25 protein-coding genes are annotated in these 25,100 nt (G+C 68.9%); 9 read left to right on the plus strand and 16 right to left on the minus strand.

Going from position 1 to position 25,100, the window contains the following annotated elements; genetic code table 11:
• The first annotated feature begins 45 nt into the window (after positions 1-45).
• Entirely contained in the window at positions 46-894 is an 849-nt protein-coding gene (locus NBRGI_RS29365; protein WP_029900440.1) for an LLM class flavin-dependent oxidoreductase, read from the plus strand.
• On the opposite strand, the gene NBRGI_RS29370 is transcribed toward NBRGI_RS29365, so the two are convergent.
• Positions 895-1,830 carry a 4-(cytidine 5'-diphospho)-2-C-methyl-D-erythritol kinase gene (locus NBRGI_RS29370; RefSeq protein ID WP_029900441.1) on the minus strand — a complete coding sequence of 312 codons (936 nt, stop codon included), beginning with the start codon at positions 1,828-1,830 and terminating at the stop codon, positions 895-897. It abuts the gene before it with no gap.
• A 239-nt stretch (positions 1,831-2,069) separates the two neighbouring features.
• Between NBRGI_RS29370 and NBRGI_RS29375 the strand changes: the two genes are divergently transcribed.
• Positions 2,070-2,276 (plus strand): heavy-metal-associated domain-containing protein, encoded by a 207-nt coding sequence (locus NBRGI_RS29375; RefSeq protein ID WP_029900442.1) that lies wholly within the window; start codon positions 2,070-2,072, stop codon positions 2,274-2,276.
• A gap of 388 nt (positions 2,277-2,664) precedes the next feature.
• On the opposite strand, the gene rsmA is transcribed toward NBRGI_RS29375, so the two are convergent.
• From rsmA to NBRGI_RS29395, 4 genes are all read right to left on the minus strand, one after another.
• On the minus strand, positions 2,665-3,546 hold the full coding sequence (gene rsmA, locus NBRGI_RS29380) for a 16S rRNA (adenine(1518)-N(6)/adenine(1519)-N(6))-dimethyltransferase RsmA (RefSeq protein WP_029900443.1): 882 nt from the start codon (positions 3,544-3,546) through the stop codon (positions 2,665-2,667).
• 32 nt (positions 3,547-3,578) lie between these two features.
• Positions 3,579-4,730, minus strand: a complete 1,152-nt coding sequence (locus NBRGI_RS29385) for a lipase family protein (protein ID WP_029900444.1) — start codon at positions 4,728-4,730, stop codon at positions 3,579-3,581.
• 155 nt (positions 4,731-4,885) lie between these two features.
• Positions 4,886-6,013 carry a resuscitation-promoting factor gene (locus NBRGI_RS29390; RefSeq protein WP_029900445.1) on the minus strand — a complete coding sequence of 376 codons (1,128 nt, stop codon included), beginning with the start codon at positions 6,011-6,013 and terminating at the stop codon, positions 4,886-4,888.
• 245 nt (positions 6,014-6,258) lie between these two features.
• On the minus strand, positions 6,259-7,086 hold the full coding sequence (locus NBRGI_RS29395) for a TatD family hydrolase (RefSeq protein WP_029900446.1): 828 nt from the start codon (positions 7,084-7,086) through the stop codon (positions 6,259-6,261).
• A 32-nt stretch (positions 7,087-7,118) separates the two neighbouring features.
• On the opposite strand from NBRGI_RS29395, the gene metG reads away from it, so the two are divergent.
• Together metG and NBRGI_RS29405 are read left to right on the plus strand one after the other, a co-directional pair.
• Complete coding sequence (gene metG / locus NBRGI_RS29400; RefSeq protein WP_268808440.1) at positions 7,119-8,729, plus strand: methionine--tRNA ligase; 1,611 nt, start codon at positions 7,119-7,121, stop codon at positions 8,727-8,729.
• 106 nt (positions 8,730-8,835) lie between these two features.
• Positions 8,836-9,519 (plus strand): TetR/AcrR family transcriptional regulator, encoded by a 684-nt coding sequence (locus NBRGI_RS29405; protein ID WP_029900448.1) that lies wholly within the window; start codon positions 8,836-8,838, stop codon positions 9,517-9,519.
• Between the two features lie 98 nt (positions 9,520-9,617).
• Here NBRGI_RS29405 and NBRGI_RS29410 read toward each other — a convergent pair whose 3' ends face one another.
• The 3 genes from NBRGI_RS29410 to rsmI all read right to left on the minus strand — a co-directional run bounded on the left by NBRGI_RS29410 (position 9,618) and on the right by rsmI (position 12,317).
• Positions 9,618-10,370, minus strand: coding sequence for an isocitrate lyase/PEP mutase family protein (locus NBRGI_RS29410; RefSeq protein WP_029900449.1), 753 nt, complete (start codon positions 10,368-10,370; stop codon positions 9,618-9,620).
• A 14-nt stretch (positions 10,371-10,384) separates the two neighbouring features.
• Positions 10,385-11,317, minus strand: coding sequence for an SMP-30/gluconolactonase/LRE family protein (locus NBRGI_RS29415; RefSeq protein ID WP_051728120.1), 933 nt, complete (start codon positions 11,315-11,317; stop codon positions 10,385-10,387).
• A gap of 139 nt (positions 11,318-11,456) precedes the next feature.
• Entirely contained in the window at positions 11,457-12,317 is an 861-nt protein-coding gene (gene rsmI / locus NBRGI_RS29420) for a 16S rRNA (cytidine(1402)-2'-O)-methyltransferase (RefSeq protein ID WP_029900451.1), read from the minus strand.
• Between the two features lie 195 nt (positions 12,318-12,512).
• Here rsmI and NBRGI_RS29425 point away from each other — a divergent pair, with 195 nt between their 5' ends.
• Entirely contained in the window at positions 12,513-14,138 is a 1,626-nt protein-coding gene (locus tag NBRGI_RS29425; RefSeq protein WP_029900452.1) for a dolichyl-phosphate-mannose--protein mannosyltransferase, read from the plus strand.
• Between the two features lie 15 nt (positions 14,139-14,153).
• Here the strand turns inward: NBRGI_RS29425 and NBRGI_RS29430 are convergent, their stop codons facing one another.
• Both NBRGI_RS29430 and arcA read right to left on the minus strand, forming a co-directional pair.
• Positions 14,154-14,513: a GntR family transcriptional regulator gene (locus NBRGI_RS29430; RefSeq protein WP_029900453.1), complete on the minus strand. Its 360-nt coding sequence runs from the start codon at positions 14,511-14,513 to the stop codon at positions 14,154-14,156.
• A gap of 7 nt (positions 14,514-14,520) precedes the next feature.
• Positions 14,521-15,819 carry an arginine deiminase gene (gene arcA, locus NBRGI_RS29435; RefSeq protein ID WP_235211142.1) on the minus strand — a complete coding sequence of 433 codons (1,299 nt, stop codon included), beginning with the start codon at positions 15,817-15,819 and terminating at the stop codon, positions 14,521-14,523.
• 240 nt (positions 15,820-16,059) lie between these two features.
• Here arcA and soxR point away from each other — a divergent pair, with 240 nt between their 5' ends.
• A complete protein-coding gene (gene soxR, locus NBRGI_RS29440; protein WP_029900455.1) occupies positions 16,060-16,545 on the plus strand; it encodes a redox-sensitive transcriptional activator SoxR in 486 nt (161 codons plus the stop codon).
• On the opposite strand, the gene NBRGI_RS29445 is transcribed toward soxR, so the two are convergent.
• The 6 genes from NBRGI_RS29445 to NBRGI_RS29470 form a co-directional block, all read right to left on the minus strand.
• Positions 16,514-17,377, minus strand: coding sequence for an SDR family oxidoreductase (locus tag NBRGI_RS29445; protein WP_029900456.1), 864 nt, complete (start codon positions 17,375-17,377; stop codon positions 16,514-16,516). The two genes, soxR and NBRGI_RS29445, sit on opposite strands and share 32 nt — an antisense overlap.
• 70 nt (positions 17,378-17,447) lie before the next feature.
• Entirely contained in the window at positions 17,448-18,575 is a 1,128-nt protein-coding gene (locus NBRGI_RS29450; RefSeq protein WP_029900457.1) for a glycosyltransferase, read from the minus strand.
• A gap of 83 nt (positions 18,576-18,658) precedes the next feature.
• Positions 18,659-19,672 (minus strand): GAF domain-containing protein, encoded by a 1,014-nt coding sequence (locus NBRGI_RS29455; RefSeq protein WP_029900458.1) that lies wholly within the window; start codon positions 19,670-19,672, stop codon positions 18,659-18,661.
• The gene (locus NBRGI_RS29460) at positions 19,669-21,486 is read right to left on the minus strand and encodes a putative bifunctional diguanylate cyclase/phosphodiesterase (protein WP_042258020.1); all 1,818 of its coding nucleotides are present in this window, start codon (positions 21,484-21,486) and stop codon (positions 19,669-19,671) included. Before NBRGI_RS29460 ends, NBRGI_RS29455 begins: the two co-directional genes overlap by 4 nt.
• A gap of 778 nt (positions 21,487-22,264) precedes the next feature.
• On the minus strand, positions 22,265-22,699 hold the full coding sequence (locus NBRGI_RS29465) for an effector binding domain-containing protein (protein ID WP_029900459.1): 435 nt from the start codon (positions 22,697-22,699) through the stop codon (positions 22,265-22,267).
• Between the two features lie 34 nt (positions 22,700-22,733).
• Complete coding sequence (locus tag NBRGI_RS29470) at positions 22,734-23,177, minus strand: GyrI-like domain-containing protein (protein WP_029900460.1); 444 nt, start codon at positions 23,175-23,177, stop codon at positions 22,734-22,736.
• Between the two features lie 375 nt (positions 23,178-23,552).
• Here NBRGI_RS29470 and NBRGI_RS29475 point away from each other — a divergent pair, with 375 nt between their 5' ends.
• The 3 genes from NBRGI_RS29475 to NBRGI_RS29485 all read left to right on the plus strand — a co-directional run bounded on the left by NBRGI_RS29475 (position 23,553) and on the right by NBRGI_RS29485 (position 25,022).
• Positions 23,553-24,272: a uracil-DNA glycosylase gene (locus NBRGI_RS29475; RefSeq protein ID WP_029900461.1), complete on the plus strand. Its 720-nt coding sequence runs from the start codon at positions 23,553-23,555 to the stop codon at positions 24,270-24,272.
• Between the two features lie 70 nt (positions 24,273-24,342).
• Positions 24,343-24,708, plus strand: a complete 366-nt coding sequence (locus tag NBRGI_RS29480; RefSeq protein ID WP_029900462.1) for a type II toxin-antitoxin system RelE/ParE family toxin — start codon at positions 24,343-24,345, stop codon at positions 24,706-24,708.
• Positions 24,705-25,022, plus strand: a complete 318-nt coding sequence (locus NBRGI_RS29485; protein ID WP_029900463.1) for a helix-turn-helix domain-containing protein — start codon at positions 24,705-24,707, stop codon at positions 25,020-25,022. Before NBRGI_RS29480 ends, NBRGI_RS29485 begins: the two co-directional genes overlap by 4 nt.
• Positions 25,023-25,100 lie beyond the last annotated feature (78 nt).

Here is a 25,100-nt window from a genome sequence, read left to right on the forward strand (position 1 = left end):
CGACGGCGGCTCGATCCATTCGCGTTCCCTCCTGGAGGTTCTCCCATGCATGTCGGTCTCGGCCTGCCCATTTCCGATCCCGCGGCACTGCTCGACTGGGCCAGGCGCGCCGACGCCGGCCCGTTCAGCACGCTCGGCCTGCTCGATCGACTCGTCTACGACAATCCGGAACCACTCGTCGCGCTGGCCGCACTCGCTGGCGCCACCAGCCGCATCAAGCTGCAGACCGAGGTGCTCATCGCGCCGCTGCGCGAGCCCGCGCTGCTCGCCAAACAAGCGGCCACCCTCGATCGCATGTCCGGCGGCCGCTTCGTGCTCGGCCTCGGCGTCGGCGGTCGCGCGGACGACCACCTCGCCTCGGGCACCGACCTGCGTACGCGCGGGCGCCGCCTGGACGAACAGCTGGATGTGCTGCGCCGCGTCTGGTCCGGCGCCCCCTACGGCGCCGACTGCGGCCCGATCGGTCCCGCCCCGTCGCGTCCCGACGGACCCGAACTGCTCTTCGGCGGCTTCCAGCCGGCCGCGCTCGACCGCGTAGGCCGTTGGGGCGGCGGACTTCTCGCCGCCGCCGCGCCGTCCTGGGCCGGTGGCCTCTTCGACACCGCCCGGCGCTCCTGGACCGAGCACGGCCGCCCCGGTGCGCCGCGCATCGTCGCCCAGGTCAACGTCGCACTCGGCGATCGGCACCTGATCGAGGCCGCCCGTACCGCCATGGGCGCCTACTACGAATTCAGCGGTCGCGCCTCCTACATGGTCGACGGCATGCTCACCACTGCCGACGACATCCGCTCGACCCTCGCGCAATTCGCGGATCTGGGGGCCGACGAGGTCATGCTCTACTGCTACGGCGACGACGCCGACCAGATCGACCGGCTCGCCGACGTGATCGCCTGATCAGTGCTTTCCGGGCGGCTCACTGTTGAGCACCCGGGCGCCCGCGACCGGCCCACTGGCGGTGCGCACGCTGCGGCACACGCCCGCGCCGGCCAGTTCGGCCGCCACCGCCACCGCGGATTCCTCACTCGCACAAAGGAATGCGCAGGTAGGTCCAGAACCGGAGACCAAGCCCGCCAGCGCGCCGGCGTCGACGCCGGCGCGCAGCGTACGCCGCAACTCCGGCTGCAACGACAGCGCGGCCGCCTGCAGGTCGTTACCCAGCAGCGGAGCCAGCTGTTTCGGATCGCCGAAGGCCAAGGCCTGCATCAACTGCTGGGGTTCACCGAGCCGCGGCGGAGTGCCGTTGGCGCGCAGCCGGTCCAGTTCGGCGAACACCGCGGGCGTGGACAGGCCGACCTTGGCCAAGGCGAGCACCCAGTGAAACGTGTTGCGGGACAGCACCGGAAGCAGGCGCTCGCCGCGTCCGGTGCCGAGCGCGGTACCACCGTGCAGTGCGAACGGGACGTCGCTGCCGAGTTCGGCGGCGATCGCGGCCAGTTCCTCGCGGCCCAGCCCGAGATCCCACAGCTCGTTGAGGCCGACCAGGGTCGCGGCGGCGTCGGCGCTGCCACCCGCCATGCCGCCGGCCACCGGAATGCCCTTGGCGATGGCGATTTCCACCAGCGGCGCCCGGCCCGCCAGATGCGCGAGCCGAACCGCCGCTTTCCACACCAGGTTGGTGCGGTCGGTCGGCACCTGCGCGGCGCCCTCGCCGGACACCCGCACCGCGAGCGAGGCCGCGGGGGCGATCTCCAGATCATCGCTGAGCGACAGCGCCTGGAAGACCGTCGTCAGATCGTGAAAGCCGTCCGCGCGCAGGTCACCGACGCCGAGATGGAGGTTCACCTTGGACGGTGCCCGCACGGTGATGGGACTGGGGACAACTGACAGCACGATGCCCTAGCGTAACGGGTGGGCTCGGCGGTTGCTCGCGTCGATATGCGCCTTTCACCCGATGTGAATCTTTCGGTTACGGCAACCTGCCGCCGGGACCGTCGATCCAGCGATCAATGCTTCGGCAACCCTCGGTCACAGCACGGAACAAAGCCTTGCCACCAATACCCCTTGGGGGTATGTTCGAACTGCCGGGGTACCCCCGGCCCGTATGATCGACCTAAGCGAAGGAGTCGGAGATGCCCAGTTCCACCTACACCGTCACGGGGATGACCTGCGGGCATTGCGTGAGCTCCGTCAAGACGGAAATCGGCAAGATCGACGGCGTCACGAGCGTCGACGTGGACCTCGCCAGCGGCGCGGTCACGGTCGCGAGCACCGCGCCGATCGCGGACACCGATATCGCGGCCGCTGTGGACGAGGCCGGTTACGAAGTCGCCGTCTGACCGCGCGATCGGCCGAAACCGGCCGGTCCCCTGGGTTTTCGGACAACGCGAGCCGGACGGCGCCCCGCCGTCCGGCCGCTGCGTGCAGGCACTGGCATGGCGTATTCCGTAGTGTGCCCACGCGAATCATCCACAGGCTCATCCACATCCGGCGAAGGGTCGCGCCGGTGCCGCGGCCACCTCTCGGCAGACCATCGGCCCAGATCCGCCCACACCCGCACTGAGCTGCAGTTCTCGCGTTACGCGGATCGTCAGGGCAGCCAATCGAATCGGCCGTGAGTCCGCGCCGCAACCCCGGGCTCATACGGTGTCGACCCCGAGTTATCCACAATCCACATCGCCGAATGGGCCGACGGCACAGGATAAACCGACCGGTCCGGCGCGCGGGTCAGGACTGCGCGGCCAGCCGGACGAAAGCCGCGGTGTCCAACGTCTCACCTCGCGCCGTAGGCGCGATGCCCGCGGCGATCAAGCGCCGCTCGGCTTCGGCGGGCGAGCCCGCCCAGCCGGAAAGGGCCGCGCGCAGCGTTTTTCGCCGCTGGGCGAAAGCGGCGTCGACCACCTCGAACACGCGACGACGATGCTCGGCATCGATCGGCCACGGCGGTTCGGCGTAGCGCTCGACCCGCACCAGGCCCGAATCGACCCGCGGCACCGGCCAGAAAACCTGCGTGCCGACCGCTCCCGCACGCCGGACCTTGCCGAAGAAGCCCGCCTTCACACTGGGCACGCCGTAGACCCGGCTGCCCGGCTCGGCGGCGAGCCGGTCGGCCACCTCCGCCTGCACCATCACCAAAGAGACCGCGATGCTGGGCAATTCGGCCAGCAGATGCAGCAGCACCGGCACCGCGACGTTGTACGGCAGGTTCGCCACCAGCGCGGTCGGCGTCGCGGGCAGATCCGCGGCCGCGACGCGCAACGCGTCCGCCTGCACCACCGACAGCCGGTCGGCCAGGGCCGGCGCCCGGTCGGCGACGGTCACCGGCAGGTGCCGCGCGAGCACCGGATCGATCTCGACCGCGACCACCGAATCCACCACATCGAGCAAGGCCAGCGTCAGCGAACCCAGTCCGGGCCCGACCTCGAGCACCACGTCGTCGCGCCCGACCCCGGCCGCCGTGACGATGCGCCGCACGGTGTTCGCGTCGTGCACGAAGTTCTGCCCGAGCTGCTTGGTCGGCCGCACGCCGAGCCGCTCGGCCAGCACCCGCACCTCGGCGGGGCCCAGCAGGGCGGCACTCCCACGACCAGCAATTTCGGCTTCGGACACCCAGAGAACCTATCAACCTCGCCGCTGCGTTCCTACCGCTCGGCCGGGCTCGCCTTGATGCGGTCGAGGAATGCGTCGACAGCGGTCTGCATGGCGGGGCTGATCTGGGTGTGCCTGCCGGTGCCGAGGACGGTCTGGAAGTCGACGCCGTTGGCGGCGAACTGCGCGGCCAGCGCGCCGTGCAGCGGGGCGGGCACGACGGTGTCGGTGACGTTGAGCAGCAACAGGATCGGCGCGTTGTATCCGGTGGTGGGCACGGTCAGGTACTCGTTCAGCGCGGAACGGATGGGCTCGGTGGCGAGCGACTCGTCGAGCAGATCGGCGACGCCGAGCCCGCGCACCCGGTCCCCGATGCGGTCCAGGCACAGGGTGCCGACGCTGTCCAGCACGACCCGGCCCTGCGGGGTGAGGTATTGATCGACGCGCACGTCAGGGTGCGCGGCACGCAGGCCCGCCAGGATGCTGACGAAGAAGCTCATCGCGCCGTCGGCGTCGGGCAGCGGGGGGACCAGCGGACCGGCGAGCGGCAGCACCTTCTCCACGTCGGATTCGGGGTCGATCGCCACGGTGCCGCGGAAATCGAGATCCGGCGCGTAGGTCACCTGCCGGTGCGCGGTGGCCAGCGCGGCCTGGCCGCCCTGTGAGCCGCCGAAAACCGCCCAGGTGCGGGAGAGTTCGGGATGGGCCGCGCGGGCGGCGTGCAGCAGGTCGAGCGTGGCCGTCGCCTCGGTGCTGGTCTCGAGATAGGGATGCGGGCCGGTGTTGAACCGGCCCAGCCCCAGGTAATCCGGCGCGACCACCGCGAAGCCGCGAGACAGGAAGCCCTGGATCAGCGCGTCCTCTTTGGCCCGGCTCTCCGGGTACGGCCGACCGGCCGGATCCGACTGACCGCCGCAGCCCATGCCGAGTCCGGTGGTGCCGTGGTCGTAGGCGATGATCGGCCAGCCCGCGGCGGGGGCGGTGCCGCGCGGCACGAAGAGCGCGCCGCTGGCCGGCCGCGGCGTCCCGTCCGAGCCGCGCATCCAGTACTCGACGACCGAACCGCCCGAGGTGCCACGCCAACCGTCCGGCTGCGCGATCTCCGAGATCAGCGAGCCGGGGGCGGCCGCATGGGCGGGCGCGATCTGCACGAACAGCGCGGCACTCGCCGACAACATCGTCACCGCGACTGCTCGCTTGCACATCTGGACAACTCGCACCGCACACCTCACAACCCGACCCACACCGTCAGCAAACCTGGACGAGTGTATAGATCAATCGGATAGTGCCAGGCCGGCGTGGCGCGGCCGCGAATCAAAGACGAATTCGCGGATCAGGCGAGGGTGACCGGTGTCACCGGTCAGCTGATGCCGAGCCGGCTGGTGCAGGCGGGCCACGCCCCCCAACCCTGGCGGGCGCGAGTGACTTCGGCGATGGCGATCTGTTCCTCACGGGTGGCGAGGTCGGCGCGCGGCGCGTACTTCAAACCGCCCTGACGTTCCCAAGTGCCCTGGTCGAATTGGATGCCGCCGTAGTAACCGTTGCCGTTGTTGATGCTCCAGTTGCCGGTGGACTCGCAGCGGGCCAGCGCGTCCCAGATCGCGCCGTCGCGCACCGGCGGCACCTCGGTGCCGGGCTTGGCGCCCTTGCGCACGGTTTTCGGCTGGGCCGTGACCGTCACCGTCGAGTTGATCGGCTTTCGGTCCACCTCGACGCCGTTGACCATGGTGACCGCGAACGTGACGTCCTGCACCCCGGGCGCGCCGGCGGTCTCTACCACCGACCGGCTCATGTTCATGGTCGGGTCTTCGATCACGTGCTCCGGCGGATCGAGCGGCAGCGTCTCGGTCCGATTCTCGGTTCGCTTGCGCGTCACCGTGATTCGCTGCCCCTCGGTGAGCGGCGTGGACGCCGCGGGCTCGACCGTGTCCTGCTCGAGCAGCGGAACGCCGGCCACCGCGAGGAATTCGCCGACCGTCGGCGCCGCGAGGCGGACATCGACGAAGGAGCCGGCGCCGTCGCGCAGCGCGACCGACCGAGGCGTCGCGACCTGCAGCGCGGCGCCCTCCAGTGGGAGCTTCTCGTTGCGTGCGGGGGAAACGTAGACCTCACGCGGCAGATCGAGCTGTTCGAGCGCCTCACCGGCGGTCAGACCGGTGGTCCACACCTTGCGCGCCTGACCGTCGACCTGCAGTTCGACCTCGCGGGCCCGATTGAGCGTGATGGTCGCGCCGTCACCGATCCGCGCGGCCAGTGCGGGGGCCACCTTGTCGCGCTCGGTGACGGCGAAACCCGCCGCCCGCAGCACGCCGCGCACATCGGTGGACATCGTGGTCTCGAACAGCTTCTCGCCGTCCACGACCACGGTCACCGTCTTACGATTCACGATCGCCAGGCCGGCCCCGACGATCAACGTCATCAGCAGCGCCGCCACGGCCGCGTACAGCAGCGGTGAGCGGGACTGGTTGATCCGCGTGATCGGCCACAGCATCGCAGAGCGATCCAGTGGGACGTGGCGGTCGGGCGACGGATGGGCCATGGTCACAGCACGATAACGAAGGGGTCGGGGGCCGACAACCTAAAGTTGCTTCAGCTGGGGCTTTCAATATCACGGAGCGATATCGACACCGCAGGTTAATCACGAAACGGGGCCAGCACAGTGACGTAGGACACACTTCGCATATCCAGGCCCCTTGCGGGTATGCACGCGCCTGGCGAAATCCGGCGTGTCGGTCAAATGCCGTAGACGCGGCGCGCGTTGGCGGTGCTGATCTTCGCGAGTTCCGCCGGATCCTGTCCCCGAATTTCCGCGAGCGCGCGCACGGTGTACGGCAGACAGTACGGCTCATTGGGCGCGCCTCGAAATGGATGCGGGGTCAGATAAGGCGCGTCCGTTTCGACCAGAATTTGCTCGTCGGGCACGACCTTCGCGGCCTCACGCAACTCGTGCGCATTCTTGAAACTCACCGTGCCGGAGAAACTCAGCACATAGCCCTCGGCCACGCAGGACAGCGCCATATTCGTATCCGACGAAAAACAGTGGAAGATCACGGTGTCGGGCGCGCCCTCGTCCAGCAGCACGGTCAGCAGATCGTGATCGGCCTCGCGATTGTGGATCATCAGCGGTTTGCGCAGCCGCTTCGCCAGATCGATGTGCCAGCGGAAACCCTCGATCTGCGTCTCGATATCGGCGCAGCCGTCCAGTTTGCCCGGCCAGTAGTAGTCCAGGCCGGTCTCGCCGATCGCCACCACCCTGGGGTTCGCGCCGAGCCGTGCCAACTCCGCCTTCGCCGCGTCGTCGAGCGCGTTCGCGCGGGTCGGATGCAAGGCGACCGCGGCGTACACGCGCGAATCCCAGTGCGCGGCTTGCACAGCCCACTGCGCCGCCGCCAGATCGTCGGCGACGGTCACCACCTGCCCGACGCCGACCGAGGCCGCCCGATCCACGATCGCCGCGGTCGAGGCCGCGTCGGTGGCGCCGCAGGCATCGAGGTGGGTGTGCGCGTCGATGATCGGCGCGAGCGGCTCGGGCAGGTCCGGAGCTGGGCGCTTGCCGCTCATCGGACGCTCCCGGCGACCCCGGTGACGGTGCAGTGGATGTTCACGCGAACGAGGAAGACCACGCGGATTACAGTAGACGCACCATGAGCGACGTCGACCGCCCCGCCTTCTACATCACCACGGCCATCGCGTACCCCAACGGTGCGCCGCATATCGGGCATGCGTACGAGTACATCTCGGCCGATGCCATCGCCCGGTTCAAACGTCTCGACGGGTACGACGTCTTCTTCATGACGGGCACCGACGAGCACGGCCAGAAGATGCAGCAGACGGCCGTCGCCGAGGGCATCCCGGTGCAGGAGCTCGCGGCGCGCAACTCCGATGTGTTCGAGGCGATGGACAAGACGCTCGACATCTCCTTCGACCGGTTCATCCGCACCACCGACGAGGATCACCGCGCGGCCAGCGTGGCGATCTGGGAGCGGATGCTCGCCAACGGCGACATCTACCTCGGCAACTACTCGGGCTGGTACTCGGTGCGCGACGAGGCGTTCTACACCGAGGAAGAGACCACGCTGCTCGACGACGGCACCCGGATCTCCACCGAGTCGAAGACGCCGGTCACCTGGACCGAGGAGTCGAACTACTTCTTCCGGCTCTCCGCCTACCAGGACAAACTGCTCGCCCTGTACGAAGAGCATCCCGAATTCATCGCGCCCGCAACGCGACGCAACGAGATCGTCAGCTACGTCAAGGCGGGGCTGAAGGATCTGTCCATCTCGCGCACCACCTTCGACTGGGGTGTGCCGGTGCCGGGTCATCCCGATCACGTGATGTACGTGTGGGTGGACGCGCTCACCAACTACCTCACCGGCGTCGGCTTCCCGGACACCGAATCCGCTGCGTTCCAGCGGTTCTGGCCCGCCGACGTGCACATCATCGGCAAGGACATCACGCGGTTCCACACCGTCTACTGGCCCGCGTTCCTGCTCTCGGCCGGGGTGCAGCTGCCGAAACGCGTTTACGTGCACGGGTTCCTGTACAACAAGGGCGAGAAGATGTCCAAGTCGGTCGGCAATGTGGTCGACCCGCTCGCGCTGGTGGAGAGCTACGGCCTGGACGCGGTGCGCTTCTTCCTGCTCCGCGAGATCTCCTACGGCCAGGACGGCAGCTACAGCCACGAGGCGATCGTCGGCCGGATCAACACGGATCTGGCCAACGAATTCGGCAATCTCGTGCAGCGCAGCACCAAGCTGGTGGCGCGGGACTGCGGCGCCGTGGTGCCGACGCCCGGCGAGTTCACCGCCGACGACCGCGCGCTGCTCGACCTCGCCAACGGGCTGCTCGACCGCTGCCGCACCGAATTCGACACTCAGCAGCTGCATCTCGCGCTGGAGGCGATCTGGCTGACGCTCGGCGAGACCAACCGGTACTTCTCCGCGCAGGCGCCGTGGGCGCTGGCCAAGGCGGGTACGCCGGAGGATCTGGCGCGCGAGGCGACCGTGCTGTACGTGACGCTCGAGGTGCTGCGCATCGTCGCGATCCTCGTGCAGCCGGTGATGCCGGGTTCGGCAGGCAAGATCCTCGATCAGCTCGGCCAGTCCGAGCGCACGTTCGCCGATATCGCGACCCCGATCGTGCCCGGCGTCGCGCTGCCCGCACCGGAGCCGGTGTACCCCAAGTACATCGAGCCCAAGGAGTAATCGCACTCTCGACGGCCGACCCCCTACCGGTGCGTAATCGCCTGGCGCGCATTGGGATAATGCCGGGTTACGGTTGCTCATGGTCGGCCGACGAGGGAGGGCAGTTATGCGCCGGGAGTTAGCGACAGAGGCGACAGCGCGGGTGACGGGCGGCACCGCGGGACCGAGTTCCGGCTTCGCCGACCGGCATCGGGCGGCCCGCGACGCCGTGCTGGTATCGCAGCGCGGACGCCTGATCGAGGCGATGGTCGAATGCGTGGACTGCAAGGGCTATTCGGCCACGACGCTTACCGATATCGTTGCCCGGGCCCGGGTTTCCCGCAGCACGTTCTACGAGCACTTCGCCAACAAGGAGCAGTGTTTCGTCGAGGCAGTGCACACCGGCGTCGATATCGTGGCGAGCCGGATCGCCGAGGAACTGGCGCAGCTGGCGCCGGACGCCGACGCCGCGGCACGGATCGAGTCGATCGTCGTCACCTTCTGCGAAACCGTGGCCACCGAACCGGATTTCGCACGGCTGATCCTCGTCGAATCGTTCAAGGTGAACCAGCAGGCCGTCGACTACCGCGATCTCGCGGTGGATCGCTTCGCCGAGCTGTACCGGATCTTCTACCATCAAGCGCGCCAAGCAGATCCGGCGCTGCCCGCGCTGTCCGACGAGTTGATCGCGCTCATCCCGGACGCCATCGGCGAGCGCACCCGTCGCGTCATCATCGCCCAGGGCCCCGCGCACGTGCCCGCGCTGGCCCCCTTGTTCATCGAGTTCGTCACCACCACGCTGGCGCTCTAGGGCCCTGCCTCGACCGTGGCGGCGCCGGACGGGACTTCGAGACAGGGCCCTGGCCCCGCCCGCCGACGAGTGGCGCGCGGCCACCCGTCGGCGACAGTTCACTTCCAGCGGGCGAGCAGCCGCTCGATCTCGGCGGTGAGGGCGCGCTGCAGGAACGGGCCGAAGCTGATCCGGGCCACACCCTGATCGGCGAGCACCGCCTTGTCCGACTTGTCGGGCAGCCCGACCATGCTGATCGGCAACGGCAATTCGCCGGTCAGCCTGCGCACGTCGGCGTCTTCGCGCGCGCCGGCCGGGAAGAGCACGTCGGCGCCCGCGGCGGCGGCCAGGCGCAGGCGTTCGATCGCCCGGTCCACCCGGTCGGCCTCGTCGCCGTCGGCCCGGATGAACAAGTCGGTCCTGGCGTTCACCACGACGTGCACACCGGCCGCGTCGGCGTATTGCCGCAGGCCGTGCACGAGGTCGGCGTGCTCCTGCGGCGCGCGCAGCCGTCCGCCCTCGCTGTGCACCGTGTCCTCGATGTTGAGCCCGACGGCACCAGCCTCGAGCAGGCCATCGATCAGCTGGGCGGGTTCGAGACCGTAGCCCGATTCCAGGTCCACCGATACCGGCACCTCGACGGCCTCGGTGATCTGGCGGACGCGAGTGAGCGACTCGGCGAAGGTCATGCCTTCGCCATCGCTGCGACCGAGCGAGTCGGCGACCGGGTGGCTGCCCACGGTGAGCGCGGAAAATCCTGCGGCCACAGCGGCTTTCGCGGACCACGCATCCCAGACGGTGGGCAGGACGGCCGGATCGCCGGGGCGGTGCAGCGCGAGAAATTCCTTGGCCTTGTTTTCCAGTGAAGTCATGGGACCATCTTCGCTCAGGGCGGGGTCAAGCGGGTGATCGCGCCGGTGAAGCTGGTGACGTACAGCGCACCAGGATCCCAGCCGGGACCCGCGCCGAAGCGGGCCGAGGTGGCGAACGGGATGCCGTCGGCGACCACACAGGTCCGTGCGCTGTCGGGATCGATGCGCAGGACCCGTCCCGCCGCGTTCAAGGCCAGATACACCGCGCCGTCAGGACCGACGGTCAGATCGTCGGCGGCATTGAGCGGACCGAAGCCGGGCACGGTGATCCGGGCGGGCGCCGCATCCGGCTGGGCCAGGTCGATCGCGGCCAGCGTGGTGACGGGCTCGAAGGTGGTGGAGACGAAGAGTTTGCGCCGGGTGCCGTCGTAAGCGAGGCCGTTCGTCGATGTCAGCTCGGTGACGAACGGACGCGCGCCGACGCCGTCCGCGTCGATTCTGGTGAGCGTGTTCGGCGAGCCGAGGTCCCGGCTCACCACGAAGCCGCCATCGGGCAGCACGGCCAGGCCGTTGGGCGCCGTCAGCCCGCGGGCCACGGTCGCGACGGTGCCCCGATCCAGGTCCAGCGCCTCGATCGTGCCGTCGGCTCGCCCGGCGAAACCGCTGCTCAACGAGCCGCCGGTAGTGAAATACGCGGTGGCGCCGGACACTACGATGCCGCCCGGGGAACTCGCCTGCGCCAGCTCCGTGCGCGACCCGTCCGAGCCCAGTCGGCGCAGCGCGCCGCCCACGCCGGACGCGGGCACCTCGGACAGCAGCATCCCGCCGCGTCCGTCGAACGCCAGGTTCTCGAGAATGCCGTACCCGGCCGCCACGGTCGACGACGCCCACCGCGCACACCCTTCGACCGAGCCGTCCTGGGCGACCACCGAGCCCGTCCCTGCGACCGTGGTGAGCGCGACGCCCACCGCGAGCACGCTGCCGACCAGAACACGGCGCATCGCCATCGAATCGTCCTCCCCCGCAATACCGTCCGTTCGCGGCCCAACCTAGCGGCCGGTGGGCGGGCAGGCAGCAGAATCCGATCCCTTTGTCAGGCTGCCGATTTCCGCGGCCGAGACCTGTCGGGGCGCACAACCGCGCCGGTCAGTCCGCGTCGTCGCGACGCGCGGTCAGCACGGCGTCGTAGAGTTCGTTGCGAGAAACGTTGTGGTCGGCGGCGATTCGGGCGCAGGCCGCCTTGAGGCGCAGACCGTCCGCGGTCAGTGCTTCGACCTCGGCGACCAGATCGGCGGGGTCGGCCGATTTCGGTTGCGCGCCCGCGAGCACGACGGTGATCTCACCGCGCGCGCCGTCGACGGCCCAGGCGGCGAGTTCGGCGAGGGTGCCCCGAACGACCTGTTCGTAGGTCTTGGTCAATTCCCGGCAGACGGCGGCGCGGCGGTCCGGGCCGAGCACTTCGACCGCGTCGGCCAGGCAGTCGGCGAGGCGATGCGGCGCCTCGAAGAAGACACAGGCCCGCGATTCGGCAGCCAAGGTGCGCAACCACTCTCGCCGCTGCCCGGACTTGCGCGGCGCGAAACCGTCGAAGCAGAACCGCTCCACCGGCAGCGCGGACAGGGCCAGGGCCGTGGTGACCGCCGATGGACCGGGTAGGCAGGTCACCGGTAGGTCGCGTTCGGCGCAGGCCGCGACCAGTCGATAGCCGGGATCGCTGACCGACGGCATGCCCGCGTCGGTGACCAGCAGCACGGTACGCCCCGCCGCGATATCGCCGAGCAGCGCCGGAATCCGTGCGGTCTCCACATGGTCGTAGAAGCTCACCACTCGGCCGGCGATCTCCACCCCGAGCGCCTTGGCCAGCGACTTGGTTCGCCTGGTGTCCTCCGCTGCGACGATGTCGGCCGACCCGAGCGCATCGCGCAGGCGCTGCGACGCGTCCCCGATATCGCCCATCGGCGTCGCCGCGAGCACCAGCCTGCCCGACCCACTCGCCTCGTCCGCCACCGTTCTCCCGTCTCACGCGCCGAACACCGAACCCGAGCAGCCTAGCCACCCGTGGCCTGCCCGGCGACCACGCCGACCCCGGCCGTTCGGTATGTGATCGTGACCACGCGCCGGTTACCCGCGTGCTATGTGACCAACACAGCGGCGGGCTCACCGATGCGCGACCTCGCGGGGTGCACAGCATACGATCGGGGCGTGACACAGGTGACCGACCAGCGCGCGACCGCACCGTTCGGGCCCGTGCCCTCCTGGTCGAGCCCCGCGCCACGGCGGCCGTCCCCCGATTTCGGGCCGACCGACACGCTGCGCGGCTGGCTGGTCACCGCGTTCCTCACCGCGATCGCCGCGGTCACCCGGTTCACCATGCTGAACTACCCGACCGATGCGGGCACCCCGGTCTTCGACGAGAAGCACTACGCGCCGCAGGGCTGGCAGATGCTGACCGGCGGATGGGTCGAGGACAACCCCGGGTACGGGCTGGTGGTGCATCCGCCGATCGGCAAGCAGCTCATCGCGATCGGCGAGGCGATATTCGGCTACAACGGCTGGGGTTGGCGTTTCGCCGCCGCGGTCGCGGGCACCGTGCTCGTGCTGCTGGTGATCCGCATCGTCCGGCGGATGGCCAGATCGACGCTGATCGGCGCGATCGCGGGCATCCTGCTGATCGCCGACGGGCTCACCTTCGTCTCCTCGCGCATCGGCATGCTGGACATCTTCCTGGCGCTGTTCGTCACCGCGGCCTTCGGCTGTCTGATCGTCGACCGCGACGAGGTGCGGGCCCGGCTGGCCCGGGCCGACGCGGAAGGACGGATCGGGGTGACCCGGTGGGGTCCCCGGCTCGGCGTGCGCTGGTGGCGCTTCGGCGCGGGTGTCATGCTCGGCCTGGCCTGCGGGACGAAATGGTCCGGCGTCTATTTCATCGTGGCGTTCGGACTGCTCAGCGTCTGCTTCGATCTGACCGCCCGGCGCGCGTACGGCGTGCGTAGCCCCTGGTACGGCACCGCGATCCGGGATATCGGACCCGCGCTGTACGCGCTGGTGCTGGTGCCGCTGGGGCTGTACCTGGCGAGCTACTGGGCCTGGTTCGCCAGCGAGACCGGTATCGATCGCTATATGGCGGGTAACCCGTCCGCGCCGGCGGATCCGATCGGCACCGGCGGTTTCTGGTCGCATATCGTGCCCGATGCCCTGCGCTCGCTGTGGTACTTCAACGCCAGGGCCCTGGAATTCCATGAGGGCCTGACCAATTCGGCGGGCAATCACCACCCCTGGGAATCGAAGCCGTGGACCTGGCCGATGGGCCTGCGCCCGATGCTCTACTACTACGCCGACAACGGCGTCAGCGGCTGCGGGCAGACCCAGTGCGTCAAGGCGGTGATGCTCATCGGCACCCCCGCGATCTGGTGGCTCGCGCTCCCCATGCTCGCGTGGCTGCTGTGGCGCAGCGTGGTACGCCGGGACTGGCGCTACGCGGCGGTGCTCGTCGGTTACGGCGCGGCGCTGCTGCCCTGGTTCCTGACTTTGGACCGGCAGATGTACTACTTCTACGCGGTCGCCCTCGCGCCGTTCCTGGTGATGGGCATGGCCCTGGTGCTCGGCGACGTGCTGGGTTCGTCGCGGCGAATACCGGTGCCGCGCAGCCCCGTCGGCACCTACCTACCGGTGGCGCCCGACGAACGGCACGCGCTCGGACTGCTCGCCGTCTGCCTGTACCTGGGCCTGGTGATCGCGAACTTCATCTGGCTGTGGCCGATCCTCACCGCGCTGCCGATCACGCCGGGCAACTGGCACGACCACCTGTGGCTACCCAGCTGGCGCTAGTGCCTGGACGCGGCACTAGCCCTCCAGCGCGGCCTGCACATAGCGCAGCGCCGCCGTGTCGTCGAGGCCGAGCCGGCGGACGGTGGCGACATAGGCCGTCGCCGCGCGGCCCGCGACATCGCGCGTCGGGTCGCCCGAGGAGGCGATGAAAGAACCTTGCCTGCCCCGGGTTTCGACGACACCGTCGGCCTCGAGCTCGCGGTAGGCGCGCGCGACCGTGTTCGGCGCCAGGCCGAGTTGCGCGGCCAGCGCCCGGACGGTGGGGATCTTCGTGCCCGCGGTCAGCACGCCCGAGCGCACCTGGGCGATGATTCCCATGCGCAATTGCTCGTACGGCGCGACCGCCGACTCATGTGACACCGTGATATTGAACATCGCTCACTCACAAGTCATCCCGGGAAAGTGGACAGGACAGGCAGCGGGGTCCGCCGCGGCCGGAACCCAATTCGGAGCCGGGGATACGCAGTACCTCGATGCCCGCGTCCTCCAGCCGCGCGTTGGTCATCTCGTTGCGCTCGTAGGCGGCCACCACGCCCGGCGCCAGCGCGAGCGTGTTGTTGCCGTCGTCCCACTGTTCGCGCTCCGCGGTGACGCCGTCCAACCCGGTATCGATCACCCGGAGTTTGTCGATGCCCATCGCTTTGGCCGCCGCGACCAGGAACGGATCGGGCCCGCTCATGCTGACCCGGCCGTCGCCGTTGCGCGCGCTGTAGTCCTCGTCGCGTTGAATGGTGAACGCGCACAACGAGTCACGCACTGCGGGGTACATCACCAGAGCATCCTGGTCGACCATCGTGCAGACGGTGTCCAGATGCATGGTCGCCCGATTCTGCGCGATCGGGACGACCAGCACCGTATGCGCGAGATCGTCGTCGAACAGGCTGCGCGCCAGCGCTTCCGCGCCCGCGGGCGTGGTGCGCTCGCCGACGCCGACCGCGACCACGCCGGGCCCGAGCAGCAGCACGTCGCCGCCTTCGATGGGCGCGGTGTGCGATTCGTAGGCGCGACGCACACCGAGGAAGCGGGGGTGGAACGCGTAGATCAGGTCGGTCAGCGAGGTCTCCCGGATCCGGGCGGGCAGCGCGAGCGAGGTGATCGCGACGCGCGGACCGACCCAGAACGACGAGTCCCTGGTGAACAGCAGGTTGGGCAGCGGATCGATGACGAAGTCGGCGCCGTGGTGCATCCGCCGGACCAGCGAGGTGGCGTCCGGGCCGAACGGCAGTTCGTCGAAGGTCATGCCGGCCATCAGAATATTGGCGAGGCCCCTGGCCGGTACGCCGCGCAGAAAGGCGGCGAGCTGATCGGCCAGCGAGTGGCCCAGCCTGCGCGCGTCCACCGCGGCGGAGATGCCCTGGATCCGCGCGGCGCCGCTCACCGCGAGGGTTTCGGCGAGCAGGTCGGCCAGCAGCAGCACCTCGACCCCGCGTTCGCGCAGCACCCCGGTGAACGCGTCGTGCTCCTGCTGCGCGCGCTCCACCCAGGGGATGCCGTCGAACAGCAGCTGATCGTTGTTGCGCGGGGTGAGCCTGCGCAATTCGTCGCCGGGCCGGTGCAGCAGCACCGTGCGCAGCGTGCCGACCTCGGAGGTCACCCTCAATCGCGAGCCGGGACCGTCCGGATCCAGCCCGTCCGCGTCCGAACCCTCTCCGTGCCGCGCGGGCACAGCGTCTGCTCCCATGCTCAGACCGTAGTTCGCCGCGGCCACAAGAGCACGTAATTCCGGCCTTCGTTGCGGTCTTGCCGCGTCCACAGCTAACCGGAGCCCTCGACCACCGCCGCCGGCATTAGTTGACGTATCCCCCTTATGACCAGGCCAGAAGCGGTTCGGACCAGGCGAACGGGAGGACATGCCGTTGTCCCGATTTCGCCCCAGGCACCCCTAACCTCAAGTATTGTTCAGGGGAATGGAGGAGCGTGAATGTCGACAGCCGATTGGCGTGCGAAGGAGCTGACCCCCGGGCAGCTTTCCGAGCGTAGCGGAGTAGCAGTGTCCGCGTTGCACTTCTACGAACGCGAAGGACTCATCAGCAGCCGCCGGACCAGCGGTAATCAACGCAGATACGCCCGTGAGACGCTGCGGCGCGTCGCCTTCATCCGCATTTCCCAACGGGTCGGCATCCCGCTCAGCGAAATTCGCGACGCCCTCGATCAGCTGCCGGAAGGTCGCAACCCCACCCGCCGGGACTGGGAGACCCTGTCCACCAACTGGCGCGCCGATCTCGACGACCGCATCACTCAGCTGATTCGCTTGCGCGACAACCTCACCGGCTGCATCGGTTGCGGCTGCCTGTCGCTCGGCAGTTGCAAATTGGTCAACGAACACGACCGGCTCGGCACCGAGGGCCCCGGCGCCCGCGTGCTCGACGTGCAGCTCAACTGCGCTGCGCGGCCAGCAACCGGGTGAATCGGGCACTCGCGCGCCGCATCACGAATTCGTAGGGGTACGCGAATTTCCGCGCCCACCAATAGCCGAACCGGATGTCGAAGGACGTGTAGATCAGGAACCGGTTGCGCGCCATACCGCGCAGGATCGCCTTGGCCACATGCTCGGGCGCGACCGCGTGCTTGGTGAACGACGCGGTGAGGCGCTGGATGCGCGGCTCCTCCCGGTCGACGCCGACCAGTTCGACGCTGTGCACCAGCGGAGTGTCCACCGCGCCGGGCACCACCAGGTGCACCGCGATGCCGTGCTGATCCAGATCGAAGCGCAGCACCTCCGAGACGCCGCGGATGCCGTACTTGCCCGCGCTGTAGGCCGCGTGCCAGGGCAGCGCGAGCAGACCGGCCGCCGAGGACACGTTCACCAGCGCCCCGCCCTTGGCCGCGCGCACCATGGGCGGCACGAAGTTCTCGATCACGTGGATCGGGCCCATCAGATTGACCTCGACCATGCGCCGCCAGTGCTGGTGTTCGAGGTTCTCCACGGTTCCCCAGGCCGAGGTGCCCGCGATGTTCATCACGATGTCGAGGCTGCCGTGCTCGGCGTGCACCTGTTCGGCGAAGGCGGTGACGGCGTCGTAGTCGGTGATGTCGAAGGCCTTCGCGACCAGCACGACCCCGCCGTCGCGCCGGATATCGGCCACCGTCGTGTCAAGCCCGCCTGCATCGATATCGGTGAGCACCAGCTGTCCGCCCGCCGCCGCGACGGCCTGCGCGGTGGCCCGGCCGATCCCGCTGGCAGCGCCCGTGATCAGCACTTTTGCGTCCCGCACCGTCCTGCGGCCCGATCGCCCCATACCTCGCACCACTGCGCATCCCCATCTCGAATTGCTCGAACCGGCTCACCGCAGGGTACTTGGACCGGGCTCAGCGGCCCAGTACGGCGAGCATTCCGGCCACCGCGCGCGGCCAGGTGTACTGCTCGGCGCGACTGCGCGCCGCCCTTCTGCGCCCCGCGGCCGGCATCGCCAGCACCTCGGTGACCGCCTGCGCGAACGCCGCGCCGCGGTCGGCCGCCACCGCGCCGCACTCGGCGGTCACGATATCGGCCAGCGCCGACGAGCGGCTCGCCACCACCGGTGTGCCCGCCGCGAGCGCCTCCAGCGCGGCCAGGCCGAACGTCTCGTGCGGCCCCGGCGCCAGCGAGACATCCGCGGTGGCAAGCAGTTTCGCGACCTCGGCACGTTCGGAGATGAACCCGGTGAAGTGCACGGCGGGTAACCCGCAGGCCAGGGTGGGTAGCGCCCGCGCCCGGCGTTCCAGGGCCTCCCGGCGCGGCCCGTCACCCGCGACCACCAGCCGCACCTCGGTACCCGTCGCGCGCAGCGCCGCGACCGCCTCGATGCTGCGCTCCACCCGCTTCTCCACCGACAATCTGCCGCAGTGCACGAGCAGCGGATGCTCCGGCACGCCGAGGTCGGCGCGCAGCCTGCCGTCGTGCCGGCGCGGGCTGAACAGCTCCAGATCCACACCGAGCGGCACCAGTTCGACATTGCGCGCCCCGATCCGCAAGAACTCCTCGCGGGCGAATGCGGTGGTGCAGACCACGATGTCGTAATCGGCGGCGGTGCGGCCGTTCGCCACGTCGGCGCAGCGCCGGGCCGCCGCGCGCGGCAGCACCTGGCCGAGCAGCCGGTCGAGCCGTTCGTGCGAGATCATCACCCCCGCCACGTCCCGGCGCCGGGCCCAGCGGCCGAAGCCGCGCAGGGTCAGCCGGTCCGACACCTCGAGCACATCGGGGCGCAGCCCGGTCAGTACGTCGGCCACGCGCCGCGGATCGGCCGCCCGGTAGCCGCCGGTCCACGGAATAGCCAAGGCGGGCAACGTTATCCGGACCACGCCGGTGGGCAGCAGCTCTTCCGAGCGACGTGCGCCCGGCACGATGAGCACCACCTCGTGGCCCGCCGCGACGTAGCCCTCACCGAGGTGATGCAACGCAGTGCGCAACCCACCCGAGCGCGGGCCGTAGAAGTTCGCAAGCTGAACTATGCGCACCTCGCTGATGGTGCAACCAGTCGGGTTACCTTCGGAACCGATGCGCCCAACGCGGCATGAACAGCCGTGGAAGACCCGGCGACCTAATTCGCCGATTGGTGCCAGACCCGGATCAGACCGTGCCCGAGCTGGACGGGCGGTACCGGCCAGAGTTCGGCCCGCACCGCGATCCAGTCGGTGCCGTCGAAACGCACCCGTAACTGCAACGCGGTGGCGTCGTCGGCCGTGGACTCGGTCAGTGCGGCGCACGCGGCCCGGAATCGCACGCTGTCGTCCGGATGCAGGCTCGGGCGTTCGATCGCCCAGCGGTCCAGCGGCGGCGCCGGCGCCGTGGTCCATTCGTAGATGAGGCCGGAGGACAGCGAGACGAAGCCCACGCCATCGCCCGCGCGCCGCGACACCGCTCGCAACATGGACATGTCGACATCGGGCCGGGCGGGCTCGGCATCGGTGAATTCGTGCATCACCGCACGGATCCGGCGGGCCTCCGGATCGGCCCGCGTGACCATCTGGAACGTGCGCACACAGCCGTCGTCACCGATCATGTCGACCTCGCTCTGGTGCCGGCCGCGCAGCGCACTCACCATCTCGAAGTAGTCGATCCGTCCCGCGAAACGCACCATACGACCGAAGGCTTCGGGCGGCGTCCGGATCACCCGCACGTCGGCGGGCGCCCGCGCGAAGACCAATTCCTCCAAACCCGGCCCGTGGTGGGCCAATTCGGTGTCGGCCTGCCAGTCCCACGCGGCGACCCGCGGCTGTTCGGCCGGGCGCACGTCTTGCGGCGCCGCCCACACCTGCACGCCGTGCACCTCGTCGAACGCGCAGCGGATGGGCACCCCCAGCACGAGCAGGCCCTCCGCGCAACGGGTTACGGCAACCGCGGTGTCGACGCACTCCTGCACCACCTCGGTGATGAGCTGCGGGGCAAGGGCATGCAGCTCCCGCCGGATCCGCAGCAGGCTCCCCCAGTCCTTGACCTTCGCACCGTCGGCGACCAGCGTCGGTACCTCGAGCGCACCGTCGGCCGTGCGTCCCAGGGTCTCGATCAGCAGCCAATCATGTTCAGGGCGTTGGTGGTCGGGGTCGCCGGTCATATGCCGGCCGCACCCCGGCTCGCTCGCGGCAGATCCAGATCGAGCGGGATGCGCCCCATCGCCAGATGCGCCTCCACCTCGTCGGCGGGCATCGGCCGCGCGATCAGAAAGCCTTGCGCCCGATAGCAACCGAGGCCGACCAGGGTGCGCGCGGCCACAGCCGTCTCGACCCCCTCGCCGACCACGCCGAGCCCGAACGAACCCGCAAGCCCGATAATGGATTTCACGATAGCGAGGTCGTCGGTGCTGGCGCCGAGCCGCTGCACGAAACCGCGATCGATCTTCACCGCGTCGACCGGCAGCGCCTTCAGGTGCGAGAGCGAGCTGTAGCCGGTGCCGAAATCGTCGATCGCGATCTGCACGCCCATACGCTTGAGCCCGCGCAACGTCACCTGGGTGCGGGCCAGATCCTGCACGACCACGTGCTCGGTGATCTCGAGGCAGATCGAGCTGCCGTCGATGCCGAACAGCCGCAGGATGTCCTCGATCCGTTCCACGAAGTCGAGGCTCACCAGCTGCACCGGCGAAACATTGATCCGCATCACGACATTCGCGGCCAAGCCGCGGCGGCGCCACTCGGCGAACTGCGCGCACGCCGACCTGATCACCCAGCGGCCGAGCTCACCGGCCAGGTTGGTCGCCTCCGCCACGGTGACGAAGGCAGCGGGCGGCAACAGGCCCCTGGTCGGATGCATCCAGCGGACCAGGGCCTCGAGCGCGACCACCCGGCCGGTCCGCAGATCGACCTCGGGCTGATAGTGCAGCAGCAGGGAGCCGTCGGACACCGCGCCGCGCAGATTCAGCTCGACGTCGTCCTGCAGCTCGAACTGGGCGCGCATGGCGTCGGTGAAGACCGCGACGCCGTTGCCGCCGCCCGATTTCGCCGACAGCAGGGCGTGATCGGCGCGCCGCAGCACGTCGGCGACGGTCGTCTCCCCCGGAATGCCGACAGCCACACCGATACTCGCCGCGCGGCTCACCGATTCCCCGCCCACGGTCACCCGCCGCCCGATGAGCTGCTGGATCCGGGTGCCCTCCTCCTCGGCGGCGACCGCGTCCATCGGCTTGGCCGGCACGATGACGAACTCGTCGCCGCCGAGGCGCGCGATCATGTCATCCGGGTCGAGGTGCTCGCGCAGTCGCGAGGAGAGCGTGCGGATGAAGTTGTCGCCCGCGGTGTGGCCGAGAAAATCGTTGAGGGCCTTGAGCCGGTCCAGATCGAGGAAGAACGCCGCCACCGGCCCCGGACTGCCGGGCCGCAGGCGCTCGTCCATGTGCTCGAGCAGCGCACGCCGGTTCGCGAGACCGGTCAGGTCGTCGTGCAGCGCGATGTAGCGCAGCCGCTCCTCGGCCACCACCCGGGCCTGCAATTGCGCGAACAGGGCGGCGATCGCCTTGAGCACGTTGAGTTCCCGGGTGCTCCACTCCCGATCGCCGGTCTTGATGAAACCGAGTACGCCGGTCGACTCACCACGGGAGAGCAGCGGGACGGCTGCGGTGGTGACTACGGGGATGCCGGAGGCCCGCCGCATCGTCTCCTGATAGTCGGCGAACTCCGGCGTCGGCCGCGCGATCATCGGCTCGGTCGCGTGCTCGAACGCGCGGAACACCGGATCGGCGCCCTCGAAGTAGACGACCTCGAGCGGATCCGGGTCGGGCACCTGCGGCCGATGCGGCCACTCCGCGATCAGCACCGAGGCTCGGCGCTCGCGGTCGGTGTGCCGGACGTAGCTGAAGTCCACGTCGAAATACTCGACGAGTTGCGCGAGGACCCGTTCGGTCGCCTCGGCCATGGTCGTGGCGTCGACACCCATCAGCTCGGAGGCGACCTGGGTCACCAATGAGTCGAGCGTCCGCCGAGGCACCTTGTCTCCGATCACGCTATCCACGGGTGTCCACGCCCGGCACCGGACGCCGCCTGCTGTTCGCCGGGGCAGCGGCCGGATCGCTCAGGCATTGCACCAACGCCATGGTCTCATGCTCAGGTACTTCGAGTAGATCCGAGAAACGAAGCGACGCCAGTGTATCCACGGTATGCGGGAAACTCGTGGCCGATACGCTGGGGAGTCGCGCTTTTCGGCTGCTGTGTGCACCCATCGGCTCACCCCACCGTTCCGGGGGCGGCATCCCACGCTCCGCGACCACGCCGCCCGGCTCGTATCGGCGCACCTTGCAATCCATCGGCAACCGCCCGACCAGCTCGATTATCCCACCAGATCGGATCGACCCGGCGGTGATCTTCCGAATCGAGACCCTGCGGGAAATGGCGTGCAATCCCCCCGCTGAGACCGCCAGCAACCCGGGCCCGCGCGTGCGCGGCGCTCGCCTCGACAGCCATACCGTTCCTACTCCGTTGCTCCGCATCCGCACGCGGTCGTCGAACCGGGGTCGACATCTTCACCCGTAATTCTGCTTCTCGGACGAGTTTGCCTAGGGCAGTATCCGTCATCCGACCAGAATTGACCAGATGTCTGGTTAATCTTCCGAAAACTGGGCGCGAGCCCGTAAATCAGCCCTGGTCAGAACCCATCTCGCGATCGAGCAGCATAGCGTGTCGACCGGTCGGTTCTAGCGCAGCTAACTATCAGCAAGTTAAACCAGGATCGAGATGAACAGCTCCACCGAATCGGGGCCCTGCCAGATCTCGATCTCTTCCCGATAGGCGCGGGTGATCTCGGCCGAGGCCGTCGCGTCGTCGACCTGGGCCCACACGTCCTCGACCGGATCGTGGTAATCGCCGTTCGGCGCGAAGCGGGCGTAGACGCCCTTCGGCACCCGGACCAGCACGTCGCCGATCGGCACCGCCTCGGGTTCGCGGTAGTCGAAGCACACCACGGCGTTGTAGTTGCCCGCCGGATCCGGCACGTACACCGTGTACATCGGCCGATCGGCACCCTTACGGTCGCGCAGCCGATCCTTCAAGAACTCGATCAGGTCGCTGTTGCTGACCTTGAAGCTCGGGCGCACCCGCGGCACCACCAGGCCGCCGTAGATCGCCTCACCACGCACCGCGATCGCGTAGGTCATGACCGCGCCTCGCCTGAACACATAATCGCCTCGATCATCGCGCGTCGACCGCCAGGTACAGCTCGATCTTGTACGCGTGCGGGTAACACTCGAAATCGCCGGTGTAGGTCCGTTTGATCTGGTTGTGTTCCTCGGCGTACGCGATCTGGGTCCAGAGGTCGGTCATCACCTGCGGGAAGTTACCGACCGAGGAGAACCGCGCATAGGTGCCGCGCGGCAACCGGGCCACCAGATGACCACGGGTGACCTCGCCGAACGAGGCGCACTGGTAGCCGACGATCTGCGTGTTGTACGTGCCGAGCTCACCGGTGTAGTCGGTGTACGCGCTGGCCAGCGGCCCACCGAGCTCCTGGTGCAGCACGGCCGCCCAGGCGGCCTCGAGATCGTGATCCCGCAGTTCTCCGAGCGCACGCTTGGGGCTGCGCACCGGCAACCCGGCAACCCACGTTTCGTCCCGCTCGACGATTTCAAACTGCATGGAAAGACTCTTTCGAGGTGAATCCGGGGGCGAAGCCCGCATCCGGTCGGTCAGAAAGGCCATGCTATCAACACAGACCGCGTGGTAACGATCACATGTCCGGGTCGTTATCCGTCCTCACCAACCCGCTGAACTGGACAGATGACCGGACAAAGCCGGAATCGAGGCCTTGGTTCGCCGTTGCGAATAAACGCGGAACTTCCGGCGTGCCGCCAGGTCGCGGGCCGCGTCCTGATGCCGGAGACCTCTCCGGCGCTCGGCTTCAGAATTCATCGGCGACTACGGTGGACGGTATGTCACGTCGGGAGTGCAGGACGTCGAGCCGGCAGACAACAGGCCGCCCGTGCCCCGTGGCGCCATGGTCCAGGTGATCGGGTGACCGACGCCTATCGCAGCATCGCCGAACTGGACGCCGCGGTCGCCGACTGCTTCGCCTGCCCGCGGCTGGTGGCTTGGCGCGAAGAGGTGGCGCAGACCAAGCGGGCCGCGTTCCGGAACGAAACCTATTGGGGCCGGCCGGTTCCCGGCTTCGGCCCGGACGACGCCCGGCTACTGCTGGTCGGTCTCGCGCCCGCCGCGCACGGCGGCAATCGGACCGGGCGGATGTTCACCGGTGACCGCAGCGGTGACGTGCTGTTCGCGGCGTTGCACGCGGTGGGCCTGGCCAATCAGCCGACGGCGATCCACCCGGACGACGGCCTGCGCCTGTCCGGTGTCCGCGTCACCGCGCCCGTGCACTGCGCGCCGCCGGACAACAAGCCGACCCCGGACGAGCGAGACCGCTGCCGGCACTGGCTCGCCACCGAATTCGCCCTGCTCGCACCGACCGTCCGCGCCGTCGTCGTCCTCGGCGGCTTCGGCTGGCAGGCCCTGCTCCCCGTCCTCGCCGAAGCCGGCTGGACCATCCCCCGCCCCCGCCCCAAATTCGGCCACGGCGCCCACTACCTCCTCGCCCCCGCAACCCCCGCCCGCGCCCCCCTCCACCTCTTCGGCTGCTACCACGTAAGCCAGCAGAACACCTTCACCGGCCGCCTCACCCCCACCATGGTCGAAGAAGTCCTCACCGCCGCCGAATCCGCCGCCGACCTCGAATAAACCTTCGCGCACCCCACCGGGCGTGCCGAAAACCCATCGAGAAAGTATAGTTATTCCTATACTCGTCGAGGTGACAGATTCGAGCTGGGACGTCTACGTGGTCGACGAGGTTCGCGATTGGATCACACAGTTGGACGAACCCGAATACAGCAGAGTGGTACAAGCCATCGACATACTGGCCGACTTCGGACCCGGACTCGGGCGTCCGCTCGTTGACACCCTGACCGGCTCGAAGTTGCCGAATTTGAAGGAACTTCGAACCGGCACCACCCGCATCCTGTTCGCTTTCGATCCGTGGCGATCGTCGGTGCTCTTGGTCGCCGGAGACAAGGACCGTCAGTGGAAGTCGTGGTATCGGTCAGCGATTCCGTTGGCCGAGTATCGCTATGAGACCTATCTGAAAGAACGCCGAGAGGAAAGGGAGGGTTCGTTGTGACCGGATACGCACGCTGGCAGGACATTCGGAGCGAGTTCGTCGAACGCGCGGGGGGCGAAGAGGCGGTCACAGCGGGCAAGGAAGAACTGCTCGCGGAGATGATCGGGCATCGGCTGGCCGAGATCCGCCGCTCCCGCGGGTTGACCCAGCAGCAGATCGCCGCACGCATGGGGGTCACGAAGGGCCGGATCTCGCAGATCGAACGCGGCCATATCGCCGGGTACGAGCTGCTCGCCCGGTACGCGGGAGCGCTCGGGGGGCGGTTGCGGCAGTCGATTCAATTCGATGACGGGGAAGAAGCCGCTATCGCCTGATGCGGGGGGCGGGCGTTTATGGTGTAGGCGGGGAGTCCGCGGTTGGTCGGGGGTTTGCTCGGGCGGCTTGGACGGAGG

Origin of the sequence: Nocardia brasiliensis IFM 10847, assembly GCF_000710915.1 — a bacterium.
In the GTDB taxonomy this organism is placed as follows: Bacteria; Actinomycetota; Actinomycetes; order Mycobacteriales; family Mycobacteriaceae; genus Nocardia; species Nocardia brasiliensis_A.

Coding starts and splice junctions, on each gene's coding strand:
- NBRGI_RS29460 (WP_042258020.1), bottom strand. CDS start 21,486: ATGGGTGTCGACGCCACGACCATGGCCGAGGCGACCGAACGGGTCCTC.
- NBRGI_RS29410 (WP_029900449.1), bottom strand. CDS start 10,370: ATGACTTCACTGGAAAACAAGGCCAAGGAATTTCTCGCGCTGCACCGC.
- NBRGI_RS29415 (WP_051728120.1), bottom strand. CDS start 11,317: ATGGCGATGCGCCGTGTTCTGGTCGGCAGCGTGCTCGCGGTGGGCGTC.
- NBRGI_RS29385 (WP_029900444.1), bottom strand. CDS start 4,730: ATGTGCAAGCGAGCAGTCGCGGTGACGATGTTGTCGGCGAGTGCCGCG.
- NBRGI_RS29455 (WP_029900458.1), bottom strand. CDS start 19,672: ATGACCGGCGACCCCGACCACCAACGCCCTGAACATGATTGGCTGCTG.
- NBRGI_RS29470 (WP_029900460.1), bottom strand. CDS start 23,177: ATGCAGTTTGAAATCGTCGAGCGGGACGAAACGTGGGTTGCCGGGTTG.
- NBRGI_RS29445 (WP_029900456.1), bottom strand. CDS start 17,377: ATGGGGCGATCGGGCCGCAGGACGGTGCGGGACGCAAAAGTGCTGATC.
- NBRGI_RS29375 (WP_029900442.1), top strand. CDS start 2,070: ATGCCCAGTTCCACCTACACCGTCACGGGGATGACCTGCGGGCATTGC.
- NBRGI_RS29395 (WP_029900446.1), bottom strand. CDS start 7,086: ATGAGCGGCAAGCGCCCAGCTCCGGACCTGCCCGAGCCGCTCGCGCCG.
- NBRGI_RS29405 (WP_029900448.1), top strand. CDS start 8,836: ATGCGCCGGGAGTTAGCGACAGAGGCGACAGCGCGGGTGACGGGCGGC.
- NBRGI_RS29365 (WP_029900440.1), top strand. CDS start 46: ATGCATGTCGGTCTCGGCCTGCCCATTTCCGATCCCGCGGCACTGCTC.
- NBRGI_RS29465 (WP_029900459.1), bottom strand. CDS start 22,699: ATGACCTACGCGATCGCGGTGCGTGGTGAGGCGATCTACGGCGGCCTG.
- arcA (WP_235211142.1), bottom strand. CDS start 15,819: ATGGGAGCAGACGCTGTGCCCGCGCGGCACGGAGAGGGTTCGGACGCG.
- soxR (WP_029900455.1), top strand. CDS start 16,060: ATGTCGACAGCCGATTGGCGTGCGAAGGAGCTGACCCCCGGGCAGCTT.
- NBRGI_RS29430 (WP_029900453.1), bottom strand. CDS start 14,513: ATGTTCAATATCACGGTGTCACATGAGTCGGCGGTCGCGCCGTACGAG.